Below are 16177 nucleotides of genomic sequence, written 5' to 3' on the forward strand. Positions count from 1 at the left end.
TCACCGGTCACGAAGTTTCGCGTAGCAAAAAAAGGTAGTCGCCGAGAAATCGTTCGACCGCCGGCAACTGGGTGAGCGGGACGTCGAACGAAAGCAGGCAAGATCGGGGTGCGACCTGACTGCCTGTGAAGTAAAGAGACCGCCTTGCCCAATCTGGTAGCGGCATGAAGAAATCAATGTGACCAGCTTCGGGCGCGCTGGTGCAGCGATAGGTCTGGTTCTCGCCACGAATTGCTTTCTGTGCAAGCAACAGACGCCATGCCACGTCGCATCCGCGCCATCGTTCACCGAAATCCGGAAACTCAAGCAGCCTTTCGACTCGACCATCGGCAACATCTGCGTATCCCCAACGGTCTGCGCCGTAGCCTTGCGCCCGCCGAATGATAAATTTCCCAGTCTGCCGGTCCGCTTTTTCCCAACTGGTACGATAGCTGCGATGCCCTTTCACAGTATTGAAGATGCGCACATCTTCGAGCAGACCGGGCTTGCCCTGTGAGGCGAGCCGATTGTCTGCGCGTGCGATCAGTTCATTTGCGGTCATGGCCTTCGGATGCCGAAGCCAAGCTTCGCTGGATATTTCGCGAAGGCCTAACTCGGATAAGAGTGACCTAAGATCTTCTCCTTCATGAGGAAATATTCGGCGTGAAACGCCTCGCATCGTAACGCGGTCACGTACAGATGCCGGCAAGGGCGTTTGCTCGTCGGCCGAAAGGCCAACAATATGTGCCACCGCTCCCAGATGAATGACAAAACCTGGCGGCGCTGCAAAAAGCCACGTGCCTTTTATTTTCTCGTCTATCGCCACGACATCGGAAAGCTCGAGGAGGTCGCCTACCGCGACGAGATCATCGATGACCCGTTCCAACTGCTCGGCCAGCGCGTCGTCATCGGCGACCAGGCCCCGATGGGTTTCGAGTCCTGCTCTTATCAATGTCTTTGGCGAACAAGGGCAAACGGTTCCGGCAAGCCGACGCACAATTGCAGCCAGATAAGTGTCGTCGGTCGCACTCCCATTCAACAGACCTAAAGATCGGTGCGCGTCGGCTAGTACATCCGTGGACCCCACTAATTTGATCATGGCGCCATCCGCTCTATATCGTCAATCGCGTCCGTCGCCTGTGCGCAAGACATGAAACGAACTGCTCGAAGGATCGGGCGGATTTGCTTCCCAAGATTTGAAAGGGCATTCAGCGCATGCTCATCTAGCTGCAGAAGGCCGTCTGCTCTTCTGCCGACGGCCAGCGCTGCCCGGCAGGTTACGCTGTCGGCAATCCCATAGCGCGCAGCCATGTTGATGAATTGGTCGGCACGATCTTCTTCGTTGAGCGCTTGCAGTTTCCTAATTTCGCGGCTGAGCAAGACTGAGAAGGAAGCGCTCGTTCCCGTCTTGCTCGCGAACAGTTTCAAATCCTCGTAGGTTTTCTCGGACGTTTCAAATTGCCGCTCCGCTTCCCACCACTGGCTTCCACAAAGGAGCTTGAAGAAATGCTGCTCAAGTCGATGCACAATATGCCCGCGGCGCAACTCAGCCAACGGACCCGCAATCTTCGCAGATCCCCATCTCAACAGATGCTTTCGCGTCTCATCCAAAGCACTTTTACCCGACGGAAAGTCATCACCATCCGGATCGGGAGCAAGTTCCGATAGACTTGCGATCTGAGGCATACTTACGGCCACGGATTCTATATGCGCGCCGTGTTGAAGGACAAAAAGTCCCCCTGGTGCAGGTGGTTCAAAACCAATCTTCAGTTCCTCGGGCGTGATCGGAAGAGCGCGGCACGGAGAGCCAAAAGGATAGTACGCAACGGACACGATGTCGGCGCCATGGTCGTCGTCGATGAGCCTTACTTGCGTTGCCTTTTGCGTGCTGTGCCAAATCAACCGCACCGGCCTTACGTCGCGAAGGAGAGGGATGCGAAATGTGCCAAGGTCATCGCTGGCAACAACAAGGTTGCCGCTGCTTGCGGACAGGTAGGCCCAAGGCGTAGTCCAGCGCTTGATAAATTGGGTCGATTGCCGTTGCCAAATGTCCGGCCGATAGGGAAGGCTGGCTTCAGTGACCAACTCCGTTCCCAAATCGCTGTTGCCAGCGTCGAGAAGCTCGATGTAGATCTTCGCGGAATAACCGGCTGGTCCGAGAAGGCCTAGCGCAATTCGCCCTTCCCAGAAGTCGTCGAGGCTTGGCTGGAAGGGTTCAATAGCCGGAACGATGCCGAGAAAATTGGTCGTTCCGATATTCCATTCGGCTGGAGCGGTAATCTGCAACTCGATCGACGCGGTCGAGGAGATATGGTGTCCCTCCGCGTCCACCACCTGCGCATCGACCCTCAGGAGATGACTACCAGGAGCGAGATCGGGCATTGAAAGAAAAATCTGTTGACCAGCGCCTAAGTCCTTAAGGGTTCTAACGTGCGATCCGTCGAGGGCGACGGTCATCGTTCCGACCTCGTGGTCACTGGAGATTCCAATGCAGGGCGTTTCCCCCAGATACCACTCTGCGGAACCCTCGCCGTCCCAGCGCCTTGGCGGCAGACCTGCCGGCCAGATCGAAATCGTCCTCGCTACCTGCAATCCGGCGCCGCGAAGTCTCTTGAAATCATCGGTCGAGATTTTTGCCGGCATATTGATCTCTCGCAGTGCGATCCCGGCAGACTGGTATACGGCACGCTTGGAGAACGGCACATCAATGCGATCGTCGTCCGTGACCAGGAGATAATGCCTTTCAGGGCGGACGCGCTTCGACTGAACCTCCCATGCGCGTCCGTCCGGACCAATTTCAAAGAGCCAAGGCGATCCGGAAAACAACCGCGCGTCTGACTGCAGCAACTTTTCGATGGTCTGGTTGGGTTTCTCAAAGCTGATGAGCGGCCGCGCTGGGTCGGGCCAGTTTCCGAGGACCCGCCGTTGTCCCTGGGATATCAACCAGCCCGCAGGTAAATATCCCTCCGCCCCGGAAACCTGACAACGCGTGCTTCGAAGAAACCGATCAATGTTCGGGGACAGTTCGCCAAGGGGACGATACGACGGAAACTCGGCAAGGAGCAGCCAGTTTTTGTCCTCAGTACGCTGGAAATAAAGAGATGGTCGCAGCCGGATTCGCGATTGGCGAGCCTGCCCGCTCGTACCGGCCACCGTCACTGGAACACCGAACTTGCCGACGCCCTTTATCTGGGCTTCTTCGAAGATTTTTCGGGCGTCTCGCAGCCACGCTTTTGCGCTTTGCCCCTTTTCGAGGTCCTGAACGATCCGGCTAAGCGTAAATTCAGCGATCGCGCCTTGAGGTGAAACCTGTGGCCCTCCCAGCAAGGCAAGCGCGATGCGCCCCACCAGTTCCTCCTGTTGCAAGAAGTTTCGAAACCGTGAACTCCCATCACTGTGAAAGGCGATGAGACGGCCTATCTCCACCGGCTCATCGCCAAGACGAGCGGCGACTCTGAACCTTAGGTAAAATAGAGCGCGGGCTAGTTGGGTCTGAAGATCCTTCGGAAGAATGGCGTGGGTAATAGGCCAAGAAATAATTGAAAACCATTCCGCCCAAGCGCCGCGAGGACGGAAGCCCTGATATTGCTGGTGAAATTTCCGATACCAATCACGTAACCACGCGCGATCGGCCCCATACCGCCAGCCGGGAGTACGATGCTCAAAGCTCGACCAGTATTCCTGCCCGTCAAAGTCATAGCCGAGCTCCGCTCCGTAAACGACCCAAGCTAACCAATCCGGCGCAAGTCTAGCGTGGTTTTTGAGTTGTCCGATGAGGTAGCCCGATAATTCAGAAAATTCTTTTCTGGAAAGCCCGTGCTCAAGTGCAAAAACAGGAAGGCCTGAACCCTCACGGTTCGCCCTCAATTCTGCGAAGTGTTTGTCTAGGCGCTCATTCCACCCTCCCGACAAGAACTCTATTCCCCGATCTTTCGAGATCCAGCGAAATCAAGATGAAGTGAAAAGGTGCAGAACATTCGCCCCCCAAGCGAATCAACGATGACCTAGAGTTGATCCCGTAATTCTGCCGATTGCAACTGAGGGCCTCTTTTGCTGTGAATTTAACGAGAGCGCCGTTGATGGGGCTTGAGTTGAAACGGAACAGGAAACCAATTGGAGTAACTGATCAGCGGATCAGCGCCGAGCAAAACATCCTGGATCATCACACGGATCAAGACGTTTTGCTGAACTGGACCGCGGTTTTTAGAGCCTCTCTGGGAAACTGCGATGTGTTACCTACCAGCGCACGGACTTAGGCGATCGAGCCTGTTTCCTGAGAGGGTGCGGCGCCTGACTATTCGCACAACCTGTCGAGTTCGAACTGATAGTCGCCAAGCTGTTTGCGCACAGCTAGAACCGCATCTAGGCGCCAGAAGCGAGGACCGGCTATGATACGCGGATCAGTCAGCGGTCCTAGTTTCATGTTGTTCGACAGGGCGCGAAGAACTACAGCCCTTGCTTGAGCATCGGATGCCAAGCCGTGCAGCGATCGCACCGGGTCTGTAGTGTCGTCAAAATCACTGAGGCTTTGTGCCAGTGCGCGATAGACGATATCAAGACCCGTGTAAGAGAGATGGTTTGCCGCATATTTCACAAGCAGATCAGCCGTCATGGGCGAACTGCCGTGCCTGGTCTTCAACGAGGCTGCCAACGCTTGAGCCACTGAGACGTCCGTAACCTCGATGATTTGCACCCCCGTCAACGGATCGGCAGCACGGGGTGGGGCGACCTTTATGTCATAGTCGACACCTCGCTCCAGGCCGGACACCCATCGTTCTGGCAAAGGTGTCCAGCACGCCAGGTCGATCATTTCGGACGCATATGCCGGGATATCCCGTTCCTGTTTAATACGACTGTCGAGTCGCGAGGCCAATTGTGACAGGTCCTTGCCGCCCAAGAAGCGACCTTGAGCGGCAAGGACGCGTGCCGCAAGCTGAGAATCGACAGGCAGGCACTGGATGTTGTTGCCGGGCGAACCAAGCGCACAATCCAGCAGAGGCTTTTTCCATTCATCGCTCAGCGGGAGCACGCGCGCAAACCGCGGCAGCCAAGTTTCGTCGAGAAAGAACATATCTTCGTTCACCGCGAACATTCCGAAGCGCCGAATGATTAGATCGAGATCACGTTGTTCGAGTTCGCCGCGCTGCGCGAGCAGCAAGATGGGCGGAAGTGACCACGAGCGAGTGGCGTCTCCTTCCAGGGCCTGACGTTCCGAATCTTTCGCCATAAGCCACATCATCATTCCACGAGCGCTGCCCATGCCTGAAGCTTTAGGGCCGGCTGCAAAATACTCCACGATTTTCATAGGCAGTTCGCACCAACTGGTGCCGCAGTTGACCAAGCGCGGAAAGATCGGGTTGTTTGGCTCAACAGTCAGTATCGGGCTTCGCGCGATATCCTCGACGAACCGTAGGAAACTGAGCCAATCGGGTTGCCTGACAACACCCCGTTCGGCTCGATAAGAGATCAACAGAATTGCGGCTTCCAATGCCTGTCGCCGGTCTGAATCATCGCGAAGCTCGATGTAGGCCAAGGCGAGCCCGGCCATGTAGGTCCTTATCACCTGATCTGACAAGTTCAAAAGCCCATAGTCAGCGCTCGTTTGCAGACTTTTCACATCGTAAAGATCGTTGATCTCGGGTCCATTCAGGAGAAAGTACCGGGCCGGGCAAGACCGATCGCGATCCAGCAATGCAGCCTCGACTGCAAATTGATAATCGCGGATTTTGTCGCGTCGAATGTCCGTGCTTTCGCAGAATTTGGTCATGTCCATGCGAGACGAAACGAAATCCACCCGTCTGGCGGCTTCGGTAGACAATTCAGATGAAAGCCGGAACTCCCAATTCTCTTGATCACCAAACCGATGATTGACCAGTCCGCTAACATCTCCTCTCATCAGAGCAGTCCGAGACAATATCCGTTTTTCGTCCCAACGCGGAGAGGCGGGCTGCAAGTCATCTGCTGCGATTGCCAATTGCACGCCAGAGCTGAAAAATTCTGGAACCAGTGAAGCCATCCAGGATGGCCCCGGCCGCAATTCGATCCAACCGTTTGGCTGAACGGCGATATGATACTGCAAGAAATAAAGGAGTAGGCAAACCGTGGCGCTGATCGTTACTCCCCAACCAAACGTACGCCTGATCCTCCCTGCCAGCGCTGACCTGGGTTCGGGTGCGACGGGTGGGCCTACCGCCGTATCCGACCAGGAAAGCTTGGTATGGCCAGCACCGTACAATTCGGGCGTCTGCACGCGGCCACCGGCAAAGAGGTACGCGAGCTGTTCGGTTCGCTCCCTCGCGAATACGAACAGCCGCGCCAAATCACCTGAAGGCGAAACCGTGTTGTCCGACTTCGCCTCGGTCTGATGGGGTCCGGCAAGCGCAAATAGTCGTCGGTCCAAAAGGGCTTCGTGAAGCGCAATCGTGAATAGCCCTCTGCCGAGAGCAGGATGCTCATAAGCCAGTTGCTCTGAGGAGGCGCCCGCCAGTACCAGGACATTCTCGGTGCCAAGTTGCTCTGAAAGTGCCGCACAAAAATCCTTTGCCACGCCGCCTGCATGGCAGAAATCGAAAATCGCCGATAGTTTGGTTGGTCTGGCAAGCATGACCAGAGCTGCAAGCTCACGTCCTGTCAGATCTGGTGCTTCAGGTTGGGCTTCATAGGTGCAGAACCAGGTTTCTTTCGTGTCGTGGTCGCCATGGCCCGAGAGGACCAGAATAAGCTCGCAGTCGTCTTTGCTATCCCGCTCGCCGATTTTTCGAAACGCTTTCTCTAACGATATCCGAGTGAGATCCTCATCGTGGACATCGCTCGGCGGATCACTGGATGCCAGAGCCGCGACTGCGGTGGCCAGGGCAAATGCTCCCTCCACAGAATACCGCAGCCGCGATCGGGCGCTCATGTAGATAGGGCTGGAAAAGCGATCAGCTGCTATACTACAAACATATCGGGCTTTATTGGTAATCGAAACGGGGGAAGAATCATGAGTGGTGGAGTAGCTTTGAGTACTGCTCTGAGCGTTTTCTTGGTCGGACTCTTCGGTGGCTTCGTTGCCGAGCTTGTTCATTGGTATGGCCTCAGGACAAATCCACGGTTTCCAGAATACCTAAGAAGCACATTGTACTGGGTTATTACAGTGCTGATGATATTGGTCTCGGGCGTATTCACCTGGCTAAATTTCGGAAGTGAGGCGCAGGCTTTGACCGCGTTCCAGATTGGCCTATTGACTCCACTTATACTTCAGAAAGCAATCTCAGGGGCTGCCGGCGCAGAAACGGCTCGCTCGCCACGTGCGAACCTGATGGATTTTTTTCGAGGATGATACCAGCTTCGCGGGTTTTCCGTCGTCCTTGAGAAAACAGACTACGGTGGCCTCGCTTAACAATGAAAATTCGATCGAACGACGGTGGTCATCCATCTAGGATCAACCAAGATTGGAGATGATCTACGTCACTGGACATAAGAGGTTCATCCAGAAAGCAGTCTCTCCTGGGGTGTCGCTGCTTTTTCCACGTAGGCCGCGGATACTCTTAGAAACTGAGTGGAATACTCGCGTACTGTCTTGACGCTCAGCCAATGCGGGAGTTTATTATTAGAATTGCTACCCCACCGGGAGGGGTGTTGCATGGGGACTGCAGCCGCGCGATCCTTTTAGCCTTGCTAACCTCTTTGGGTGCTCCTCCGGGCGCCTGGGCGGGAAGCCGAAACTATGACGGCATCTGTGAGGCCTCGGCGGCGGTTTTAATCGACAAGTCCCACGTCGCCATCGCCAGTGATGATTTTCAGTCGATCCTTACATACGAGCGAGGGAAGGCGAAGTCGATCACAGCCTTCGATGTTGGCGATGTGACGGACATTGAAGCGGCAGCGCGCATCGGCAACACCGTTTTCTGGCTTTCGTCTCACTCCCTCAACAGCAGCGGCGAGGACAAGAAGAAGCGAAAAGTCCTCTTCACAACAGACGTGACCGCTGATGGCACCCTTACCAACGTCGGAAAAGTCTATCGAAACCTCAGGGCAGATTTGGCCGCAGCACTTGGTCGCAGCGAGGAGCGCCTGAAGCCATCTCTCAATATCGAGGGCATGGCCGATACCCCGGACGGGCATCTGCTTATAGGCCTTCGGGGGCCGGAGACCCTACCCGGTGATCGAGCCATCCTCATCGAGATTGGCAATCCCAAACAACTAGTGGGCCTCGAAACAGGTGGGGCCACGAAAGCCAAGATCGAGCGTGTGGTGACACTTGATTTATCCGATGGGCCGGGAACAGTCGGGCGCGGCGTGCGCGACATCGTCAGGGTGGGGCAACGCTACCTCATCATCGGCGGCTCAGAGCCTGACGGTGGAAACCCTGCACCGAAACTCTTCTGGTGGGATGGACAAAGCGAAACGACAACGCCCGGACCGAGCGCCGATTTAACGGGAATGACGCCCGAGGCCGTCGTCGCATGGGACGACCAGGCCGGCGAAGTGTTCAGCGACAACGGCGGTTCACCGATCGAGGGAACGGAATGCTCCGACAAGTCTCCGCCCGCCAAAGCCTTTTTTCCGGCAGTCGATGTGAAGTTCTAGCCCACAGTTTCTGAATTTGAATGCTTCGGCGCAAACTGTTCTGTGTGAAGAGGGGAAAACGCATGGCCTACATTCTATCAGTCGGTGCGTTCGGTACCGACGTTCGCCGTCTCCAGGAATATACGCGATGTCGAACGGCAAGCTGGCCGGAAGCCAACGTGCGCTCGTCGTCTATGCCGAGGAGTGCAATCCCCAGACCAACCCGGACTACTGGCATTACAAGCGATAGTATTTCGGGGGTGATGACGGTGTCGAGTTTCTCGACGCCGCCGAAATCGAGCGGCTGATCACAGCTGCGCCCGATGCAACGCATCTCCGGATCATCATGAACGACAGCTCCATGTCCATTGAACGGATCCGCTGACACGACCCGTCGCGTTCGCTCTTCCAACATTCTGGCGAACCTCTCCTGTCCGCTCGCGGCCGGGCGATGGCGCCTGCTCGTTTCCAAGGAGGCACTTGATGAGCAACGATCCCTTCACCCTTGATATGTTCGGCAATACCGCGCTTTCGTCAGGTCTTGGACTGCGGGGTATCGTCGCGCAATTTGTAGCGGATTTCCTTGCCTGGCGTTTCGGAGAGCGACTGCGGATCGGCAAGCGCCTCCCTCGGCAGCCACTTCTCCCGGAATTCCGCGATGCTGATCGCCCGCCAGACCTTCTCCAGCGGCGCGTCCAGTTCGTATCTCTGCTCGAAACCGCTTTCCTGCACCTTCGCCTGCGCCTCGGCCTTCACGTCGTTCATTGATCCATATCCTTCAGCAAGAGCTTGAGAGCGTCGATGCGAGCCGGCCAGTAGGCGCGGTATTTCGCCAGCCATTGCGCGATAAGGGCCAGCCCGTCCGGATCGACTTCATAGTTCACGAAGCGGCCCTCCCTTTGTTCGCGCACCAGCCTTGCCGCTCGCAATACGGCGAGATGCTGGGACATCGCCGGCTGGCTGATATCCATGCCCTGGCGCAGAGTGCTGGCGTTCATGCTGCCGTTCGCCAGCTTTTCGAAAATTGTGCGGCGGGTCGAATCCGCCAAAGCGCGGAAAATATCATGTTCGATCATGACAACACATAAGCACACACTTATGCGATTCGCAAGGCTGCCTGGAGCCGGACCGGTATTTCGTGGTGGCCGGATTGCGATACTGCAGTCGTCGAGAGCGACACGCGGCTAATCACCGAGCGCTTCCCGGAGTTTACGAACAAGACGGGGATGAGAGCGTAGCTGGGTCATCGCGCCGCCTATGCTGCTCGGCCGAGGCGGTTAGAAAAAGCGGATCGGTAGTTTGCCGGCGAAGCTTGGGGGAGGTCGCGGCAGTCCAACGATCCCGAAAGTATTCGGGGCGTGATCAATAAAACCGGAAGAGCAATGTGCCTTTCCGATCATGCGAGCGGCACATCCTCGCCAGCTGGTCGATTCCCCTCAAGAGCAAGAATCGATTGTACGATAGCGGGGTCGGCGGATCCATTTCCACCATCTGGATATCCCAATCAAGCCGACGCGACCTGTTTATTGACGGGGTTTGCGCCCCGGCTTCATTGGTGCGGGTTTGCCTTCCTTAGCCGAAGGCTCCTTGAAGAATGCTGAAACATCAACGGATAGAGCGGCTGCCAACCGGTCCAAGAGATCGATCGATGCGTTGTGTCGCCCACGTTCGATGTCGCTGACGACTGTCCTGTCGACGTCAGCATCCACTGCCAGGTTTTCCTGAGTGATGTGCTGTGACGTTCTTAGTTGTCTCAGGTTCCAAGCTATGCGTGCGCGAGTGTCCATAAGCCATGGCCACCATCTTGCATTGCATTAAACCATCGGATATATCCGACATATTACACTGTTTGCCGGGGATCGTTGCGCACGCTGTTTCCCGAGGTTTTCATTAGTCTTACGAATAGGCGGCCACCATGGAACTGCGCCAGCTTTCCTACTTCGTCGCGGTCGCCGAGGAACTCCACTTCGGTCGCGCCGCCATGCGGGTCAACATCGCCCAGCCGGCGCTCTCCAACCAGGTGCAGGCGCTCGAGCGGCATCTCGGCGTGCAGCTGTTCAACCGCTCGACGAGACGGGTGGAACTGACCAGGGCAGGGGCGGTGTTCTATGACCGCTGTGTCCGGATCCTCAGCGAGATCGATCTCTCGGCCGAGGTGACCCGCTCGGCGGCCGGCAAGAGTGTCCGCCAGATCAAGATCGGCACGGTGCATCCGGCCACCAGGAGCGTGCTGCCGGCCTTCCTGGCCAGGATCGCCCGCAAATATCCCGATATCCGCCTGCACATCACCAGCGGCACCAGCGACGACATCATCCGCCAGCTGGAGACCGGCCGCATCAATCTCGGTTTCATCCGCCCGGTCGAGAACATCGGCACCTTGCGCTTCTTCTCGATTGCCCAGGAGCACTATCTGCTTGCTGTCGCCAGGAGCAATCCGCTGTCGAAGATGGAGGAGATCTCGGTCGAGGACTTGAAGGACCAGAAGATCATCGCCTTCTCACGGGCGAACCTGTCCTATACCGAGCGCTACTTCGCTTCGCTGTTCGACGAGCATGGTCTGAGCGGCAACATCGCCTATAGCTGCGACGACACCTTCTCGCTGGTGTCGCTGGTCTCTGCCGGGCTTGGCATCGGCTTTGCGCCGGAATGGACGGCCAATCTTCCCGAGCGCAATTTCGAGCTGAAGAAGGTCAGGGGCATCGATCTGAAGATCGGGCTGGGGGTTGCCTGGAACAAGGAAGACCCGACGGCCGCCCGCGACGACATCATCGACATCGCCCGCTCGCTGGCACGGCCGGGAAGGTGAGGTGAGGGACGGCTGCTGCTGTCTGCGTCTGCCGTCCAATCGTTCAACGTCTCTCCCTGCCAATATCCTGCCTTGCCGATCATCTCCGTGCGACTGCCGCCATCGCGCCCTGCTGCGGCTCCGGTCCTGCCAGGCACGCAGCGCCCGCAACGGCGTTGCCGTCCTCCACTGCGTTGCGGCCCTTCGGGTGCGGGCGCCGCTTGCCGCCTGGCTTTGGGACCGCCGTAGCAGGTCGCGATGGCCGCGACCTCAAAACGGAGGTTCCAACATGGGCAGGCAGCAGTCCAATCAACGCGCCGATCTCTATAGCCGCATCACCGACACGATCATCGCCGAGCTCGAACAGGGCGTGCGGCCATGGGTCAAGCCATGGACCAGGCCGTGGAACTCCGGTTCCGAGACCGGCGCGATCACCCGGCCACTGCGCCACAATGGCCAGCCCTATTCGGGCATCAATGTCCTGCTTCTCTGGTCCGAGGCGATCGCCCGCGGTTTTGCCTCGTCGACCTGGATGACGTTTCGCCAGGCAATCGAACTTGGCGGCGCAGTCCGCAAGGGCGAGACCGGGACCACCGTCGTCTTCGCCAGTTCCTTCATGCGCAGGCAGACGTCCGAGACCGGCGAGGAGCTGGAACAGGATATTCCCTTCCTGAAGAGCTACACCGTCTTCAACCGCGACCAGATCGCTGGCCTCGAAGACCGCTTTGACGACATCGCCCCGGTTCAGGATCCGCTGATCCGCATCGGTGATGCCGGCCGCTTCTTTGCCAATACCGGGGCGATGATCCGCCATGGGGGAACGGCAGCCTATTACGTGCCGGCCCGCGACTATATCCAGATGCCAGCCTTCGATGCGTTCATCGATGATGGCTCCTATGTCGCCGTGCTCAGTCACGAGATGACCCACTGGACGGCATCGCCGCATCGGCTCGATCGCGATCTCAGCCGCTATGCAAAGGACAGGAGCGAACGCGCCCGCGAGGAGCTGATTGCCGAACTCGGCAGCTGCTTCCTCTGTGCCGATCTCGGCATCGTCCCGGAACTTCAGCCACGCCCGGATCATGCGAGCTATCTCGCCGGCTGGCTCGAGGTTCTCGGCCGCGACAGGCGGGCGATCTTCACCGCGGCCGCCCACGCACAGCGCGCCGTCGACTACCTGCATCATCTGCAGCCGGATCTCGACGCTGACCATGACGATGGCGACCACGAGGAGGAGGCGGCGGCGTAAGCCGCCGTCTCTTCCACCATCAGTCGCCAGCATCAGTCGCGCGCTCTCGCGAACAATCCGGAAAATTCCGGATCGGCAAAATAGCGCAGCTTGGTTGCAGCGATCGGGCGCTATACGATGAGGCAGCGAGGAGTAGGGGGACTCGAGATGAGTGAAGCTAAAATGGCCAGCGATTCCAATGAAAATACGCGGGAACCGTCTACGGGAAAAACGGGGGTGACGAAAATATTGCTCTCGATGGCGATGGTAATTCTGCTCTCTGCGCTGGCGGGGGCAGTCTTCCTCGCTGCCAATCATTGGTCATCAAAGTCACAGGATTTCCCTCCTGCTCAACTAGAGCTGCTAAAAACCTGCCTCTCCTTCCTACTGACGGGTGTTGCCGCCGCGGTAGTTGCCGCGCTCATCCGCCTATATGAGGCTGACAGGCAAGATGCAGCAAAGAAGAGAGATGATATTCGGCAGAAACAGACGAGTAATCTACAGTACCTTCGTCGGCAATTTTCTATATTGCTCGCAATATACAATAGAGCAAAATTCGCGCGCAGAACTTTGAGGGCACGAGGCCGCCTTGTTGTAACGAAAACGCCAATCGAGTACGTCTTCGACGAGGATGTATATCAAGGCATTTTCGACGAACTTGAGCAAATCCAGCTTGATCTAGAAATCCAGAAACGCACAATTCGAGCAAATGTCTCAACCCTCGCAGGTGTGAACGTTGACGGGGTAGAACTTAGCAACCTAGCCGGTGTGGCAGAGGAATTTCTGCGAGGGGTACTAAGAGAGTATGAGGATCGATCGCACTGGCGCGAAGACAAATGTGTACACATAGCCGCTGGTAGCCGCGCTTTTGCGTTTATCGCGACCGCGCGCGACCGCGAAAGGTACAACATTGCGAATACCTCTCAGGACGAGTTTTTCACCCCTCTGGGTAATATTGAAGATACCGCGACAAAACGGCTATCGCAAGATTTCACGGCGGCCGATTGACCCGGAACGCTTGAGTGAGGAACGCCCTTTGCAAGGACGGACTAGAGACTTTCGCCTTTTGCGCCAATTATAAAAGCCGCGTCCGAAATCCCGCCTTGCGGCAAACCTCTCCGATCGGCGTCCAGATGCGTTGCGCGGCCTATTGCAAGTACGGTCGAACAGGACGTTAACAAGGATGAAGAGAACGGAAGGACACCCGGGCCGCCGCGAGGCATGTGGCGCCAGGCTCGCGTTCGCCCAACGAAGTCCATCCTTCGATGACTGTGGCGGATTTTTTTGGCCTGTCGCAATACCAGAGACTGAAAACCCTCGTTATCTAGGATACCGCCTGCGGGAATCACGGCTACGTTACCGCCACGCGTGCTGACCGCTTCATCTCTTCGTCCTCACTCGCGCGTTCTCGCGAACAATCCGGCGAATTCCGGATCGGCAAAATAGCGCAGCTTCGTGGCAGTGATCGGGCGCTGGCCGGCGAGGAACAGCAGTTCGATATCGCCGGGAAGATGGCGCACCTCGTCCGGTGTCAGGAGCGGGCGTCCGACATGCTGTCCGGCAAGGGTGAGGCCGGTCTTTTCCGAATCGAGCGCACGGGCGGCCGTCTGGAAGACGACGGTCTCCTGGCCAAGCAGGTTAGAGACGAGGCGGGCGCTGTCGTGATCGTTGACGCCGAACACCTGCAGCACGCCGGCATTCGACAGGAAGGTGCCGGCGCGCTGACCATAGGTGGCGCGCAGCTGATGGATGTCCTGGACGATCGGCCAGAGCTGCACGCCATAGCCGGCCATCAGGCCCATGGCGCGTTCGATCGGCGCCAGATGACCAAGGGCTGCGAACTCGTCGAGCAGATAGAGAACCGGCGGGCGGGAGGGAGCCGATGATGGTCCTGATGATGCCCCTGATGATGGTGCCGTGCGCGCCATCTCGGTCAGGCTCTGGGCAATCAGCAGCCGCAGCCATCTGGAATAGACCGCAAGCCTGTCCGGCGGCAGGACCAGGAACACGGTTGCCCTGGTTTGCTTCAGGTCGGCGAAGCGGAAACCGGATCGTGCCAGCACCGTCGTCATGCGCGGACTGTCGAGGAAATGCGTGTGCCGCTGGGCCGCAGAAAGCACGCCGCTTGCCTCGCGTTCCGACTTGCTCAGATGCCGGTTGGCGGCGCGCGCCACCAGTCCATTCACCGCATCATTGGCCTGCATCTCCTCAAGCACGGCCCGGAACCGATCCGGCGCCAGGGTCAGATAGTGCCTGAGCGTCGAGAGCGTGCGCCGCTCTGCCGGTTGGCTGGCAACGACATGCAGCAGCAGCCCTGATATCAGCGCCTTTGCCTCCTCGTTCCAGTGGGCGTCGCCCGACAGACCCGGCGCGTCGAACACCAGCGCATCGGCGAGAGTGGAGATATCCTCGGCGACATCGACGCTGTCTGGATCGCAGCCGTCGAGCGGGTTGAAGGCGGACGGGACGTGGCCGGTCACGGCAAACGGATCGAGAATATGGACCGGCCCGAAGTGCCGGCGCGCATTGCCTGCGACGATGGCGTTCTCGCCCTTCGGGTCGATGCAGATGATGGAGCGATCGGCTGTCAGGAGATTGGGAATGATCGTGCCGACACCCTTGCCGCTGCGCGTCGGCGCCATGGTGAGAAGATGGGCCGGTCCGTCATAGCGCAGCAGCCGCCCGGAGTTTGTAGCGCGACCGATGAGCAACCCGTCTGCAGCCCGCGTCAGGGATGCGACTTCCCGTCTGCCGGCAAAGCGCGCCGAGCCATGCGTGTCGCCACGCGCCGATCCGAAGTGCAGGATCAGCGGCGCCGACAGCATCCTGAGCAGCAGGATGACGGCGAAGGCGGAGAACATCCAGTTGCCGATCATCCAGATCAGATCGCCCTTATCGATCCCCAGGCTGTGACCGACATAGCGAAGGACAAGGGCCGCACTGACCACCGTGATCGCGTAGCCGACCGCGCCCATCGCAAGCCGCCTTGCGGTGCGAAGCGGAAGGGTGAGAAGTCCGACGACGGCCCATAGCGGATCACGCATGGCCATGCGCATCATGTTGGCAAGGGCAGCCCTGACGAGACGAAGCCAGTTCATCGGCTGGCCTCGCGATGATCACCAGCATCATCGGTATCATCGCTCGAGGCTCGGTCGTCGCCCTGCGGCGTCAGCAGATCGTTGAACAGGCTTCGATCTGCGTCGCGCAGCAGAAACTTCGGCAGTTCCGTTCGCAGCCATGCAGCGAGCTCGCGCGCAAACGGCGCGCCGCCCGCGTGTTCGAGGCGATGCAGCACCAGCGCCCCGATCAGGATCTTGCGGCGCGTGTCGATGGCGCGCTCCTGTTTGCCAAGCCGCATCTGCAACGTCTTCTTCTGCGCCTCCAGCCGGGCCAGCCGTTCGCCGATGGTCCCTCGTGCCATGTCGTTTCTCTCCCGTGTGCGGCCCTTCGCGTGTCGGGCCGCTCCCCTTGTCAAGCGAATCGAGGAATTGACCCCTTTGCCGAATTGAAGAACTGACCCCTCATTGGTTTGCGGTTTCATTGGGTTCGAGCGTCGCTCCGGCCTTCTGCAGAAGGCCGGAGCGACGCTTTTCGCGAAGCCGGTAGCTGTCGCCTCGGATGGTGATCACCGCCGA

The 16177-nt window shown here is 58.1% G+C and carries 11 protein-coding genes and 3 pseudogenes; 5 read left to right on the top strand and 9 right to left on the bottom strand.

All coding sequences use genetic code 11. The features are described 5' to 3' along the window. Positions 1–7: 7 nt before the first annotated feature. The 3 genes from EV286_RS24720 to EV286_RS24730 all read right to left on the bottom strand — a co-directional run bounded on the left by EV286_RS24720 (position 8) and on the right by EV286_RS24730 (position 7045). A complete protein-coding gene (locus tag EV286_RS24720; protein ID WP_132959824.1) occupies positions 8–1078 on the bottom strand; it encodes a hypothetical protein in 1071 nt (356 codons plus the stop codon). Continuing rightward, positions 1075–3891, bottom strand: a complete 2817-nt coding sequence (locus tag EV286_RS24725) for a hypothetical protein (protein ID WP_132959825.1) — start codon at positions 3889–3891, stop codon at positions 1075–1077. The genes EV286_RS24720 and EV286_RS24725 overlap by 4 nt, the downstream gene beginning before the upstream one ends. Before the next feature lie 382 nt (positions 3892–4273). Next, a complete protein-coding gene (locus EV286_RS24730) occupies positions 4274–7045 on the bottom strand; it encodes a caspase family protein (RefSeq protein WP_132959826.1) in 2772 nt (923 codons plus the stop codon). A 554-nt stretch (positions 7046–7599) separates the two neighbouring features. On the opposite strand from EV286_RS24730, the gene EV286_RS24735 reads away from it, so the two are divergent. Both EV286_RS24735 and EV286_RS24740 read left to right on the top strand, forming a co-directional pair. Next, positions 7600–8550, top strand: a complete 951-nt coding sequence (locus EV286_RS24735; RefSeq protein ID WP_245500815.1) for a DUF3616 domain-containing protein — start codon at positions 7600–7602, stop codon at positions 8548–8550. 115 nt (positions 8551–8665) lie between these two features. Next, a pseudogene (locus EV286_RS24740) lies at positions 8666–8914 on the top strand (DUF3085 domain-containing protein); the annotation flags it as partial. A gap of 164 nt (positions 8915–9078) precedes the next feature. Here EV286_RS24740 and EV286_RS24750 read toward each other — a convergent pair. The 3 genes and pseudogenes from EV286_RS24750 to EV286_RS24760 form a co-directional block, all read right to left on the bottom strand. Beyond that, positions 9079–9294: pseudogene (locus tag EV286_RS24750) on the bottom strand (hypothetical protein); the annotation flags it as partial. Next, complete coding sequence (locus tag EV286_RS24755) at positions 9291–9605, bottom strand: metalloregulator ArsR/SmtB family transcription factor (protein WP_088702569.1); 315 nt, start codon at positions 9603–9605, stop codon at positions 9291–9293. The gene EV286_RS24755 and the pseudogene EV286_RS24750, both read right to left, overlap by 4 nt. A 447-nt stretch (positions 9606–10052) precedes the next feature. Further along, entirely contained in the window at positions 10053–10316 is a 264-nt protein-coding gene (locus EV286_RS24760; protein WP_132959828.1) for a helix-turn-helix transcriptional regulator, read from the bottom strand. 128 nt (positions 10317–10444) lie between these two features. On the opposite strand from EV286_RS24760, the gene EV286_RS24765 reads away from it, so the two are divergent. The 3 genes from EV286_RS24765 (at position 10445) to EV286_RS24775 (ending at position 13550) form a co-directional block, all read left to right on the top strand. After that, positions 10445–11335, top strand: coding sequence for a LysR family transcriptional regulator (locus EV286_RS24765; protein WP_132959829.1), 891 nt, complete (start codon positions 10445–10447; stop codon positions 11333–11335). A gap of 268 nt (positions 11336–11603) precedes the next feature. Beyond that, positions 11604–12563 carry a zincin-like metallopeptidase domain-containing protein gene (locus EV286_RS24770; RefSeq protein ID WP_132959830.1) on the top strand — a complete coding sequence of 320 codons (960 nt, stop codon included), beginning with the start codon at positions 11604–11606 and terminating at the stop codon, positions 12561–12563. A 147-nt stretch (positions 12564–12710) separates the two neighbouring features. Beyond that, entirely contained in the window at positions 12711–13550 is an 840-nt protein-coding gene (locus tag EV286_RS24775) for a hypothetical protein (protein ID WP_132959831.1), read from the top strand. 386 nt (positions 13551–13936) lie between these two features. On the opposite strand, the gene EV286_RS24780 is transcribed toward EV286_RS24775, so the two are convergent. The 3 genes and pseudogenes from EV286_RS24780 to EV286_RS24790 all read right to left on the bottom strand — a co-directional run. Further along, positions 13937–15640, bottom strand: a complete 1704-nt coding sequence (locus EV286_RS24780) for a type IV secretory system conjugative DNA transfer family protein (protein ID WP_132959832.1) — start codon at positions 15638–15640, stop codon at positions 13937–13939. Continuing rightward, positions 15637–15963 (bottom strand): mobilization protein, encoded by a 327-nt coding sequence (locus EV286_RS24785; protein ID WP_132959833.1) that lies wholly within the window; start codon positions 15961–15963, stop codon positions 15637–15639. Before EV286_RS24785 ends, EV286_RS24780 begins: the two co-directional genes overlap by 4 nt. Positions 15964–16063: 100 nt before the next feature. Next, positions 16064–16177 (bottom strand): annotated as a pseudogene (locus EV286_RS24790) (ATP-binding protein); the annotation flags it as partial.

Source organism: Rhizobium sp. BK251 (genome assembly GCF_004345245.1).
Taxonomy (GTDB): domain Bacteria; phylum Pseudomonadota; class Alphaproteobacteria; order Rhizobiales; family Rhizobiaceae; genus Rhizobium.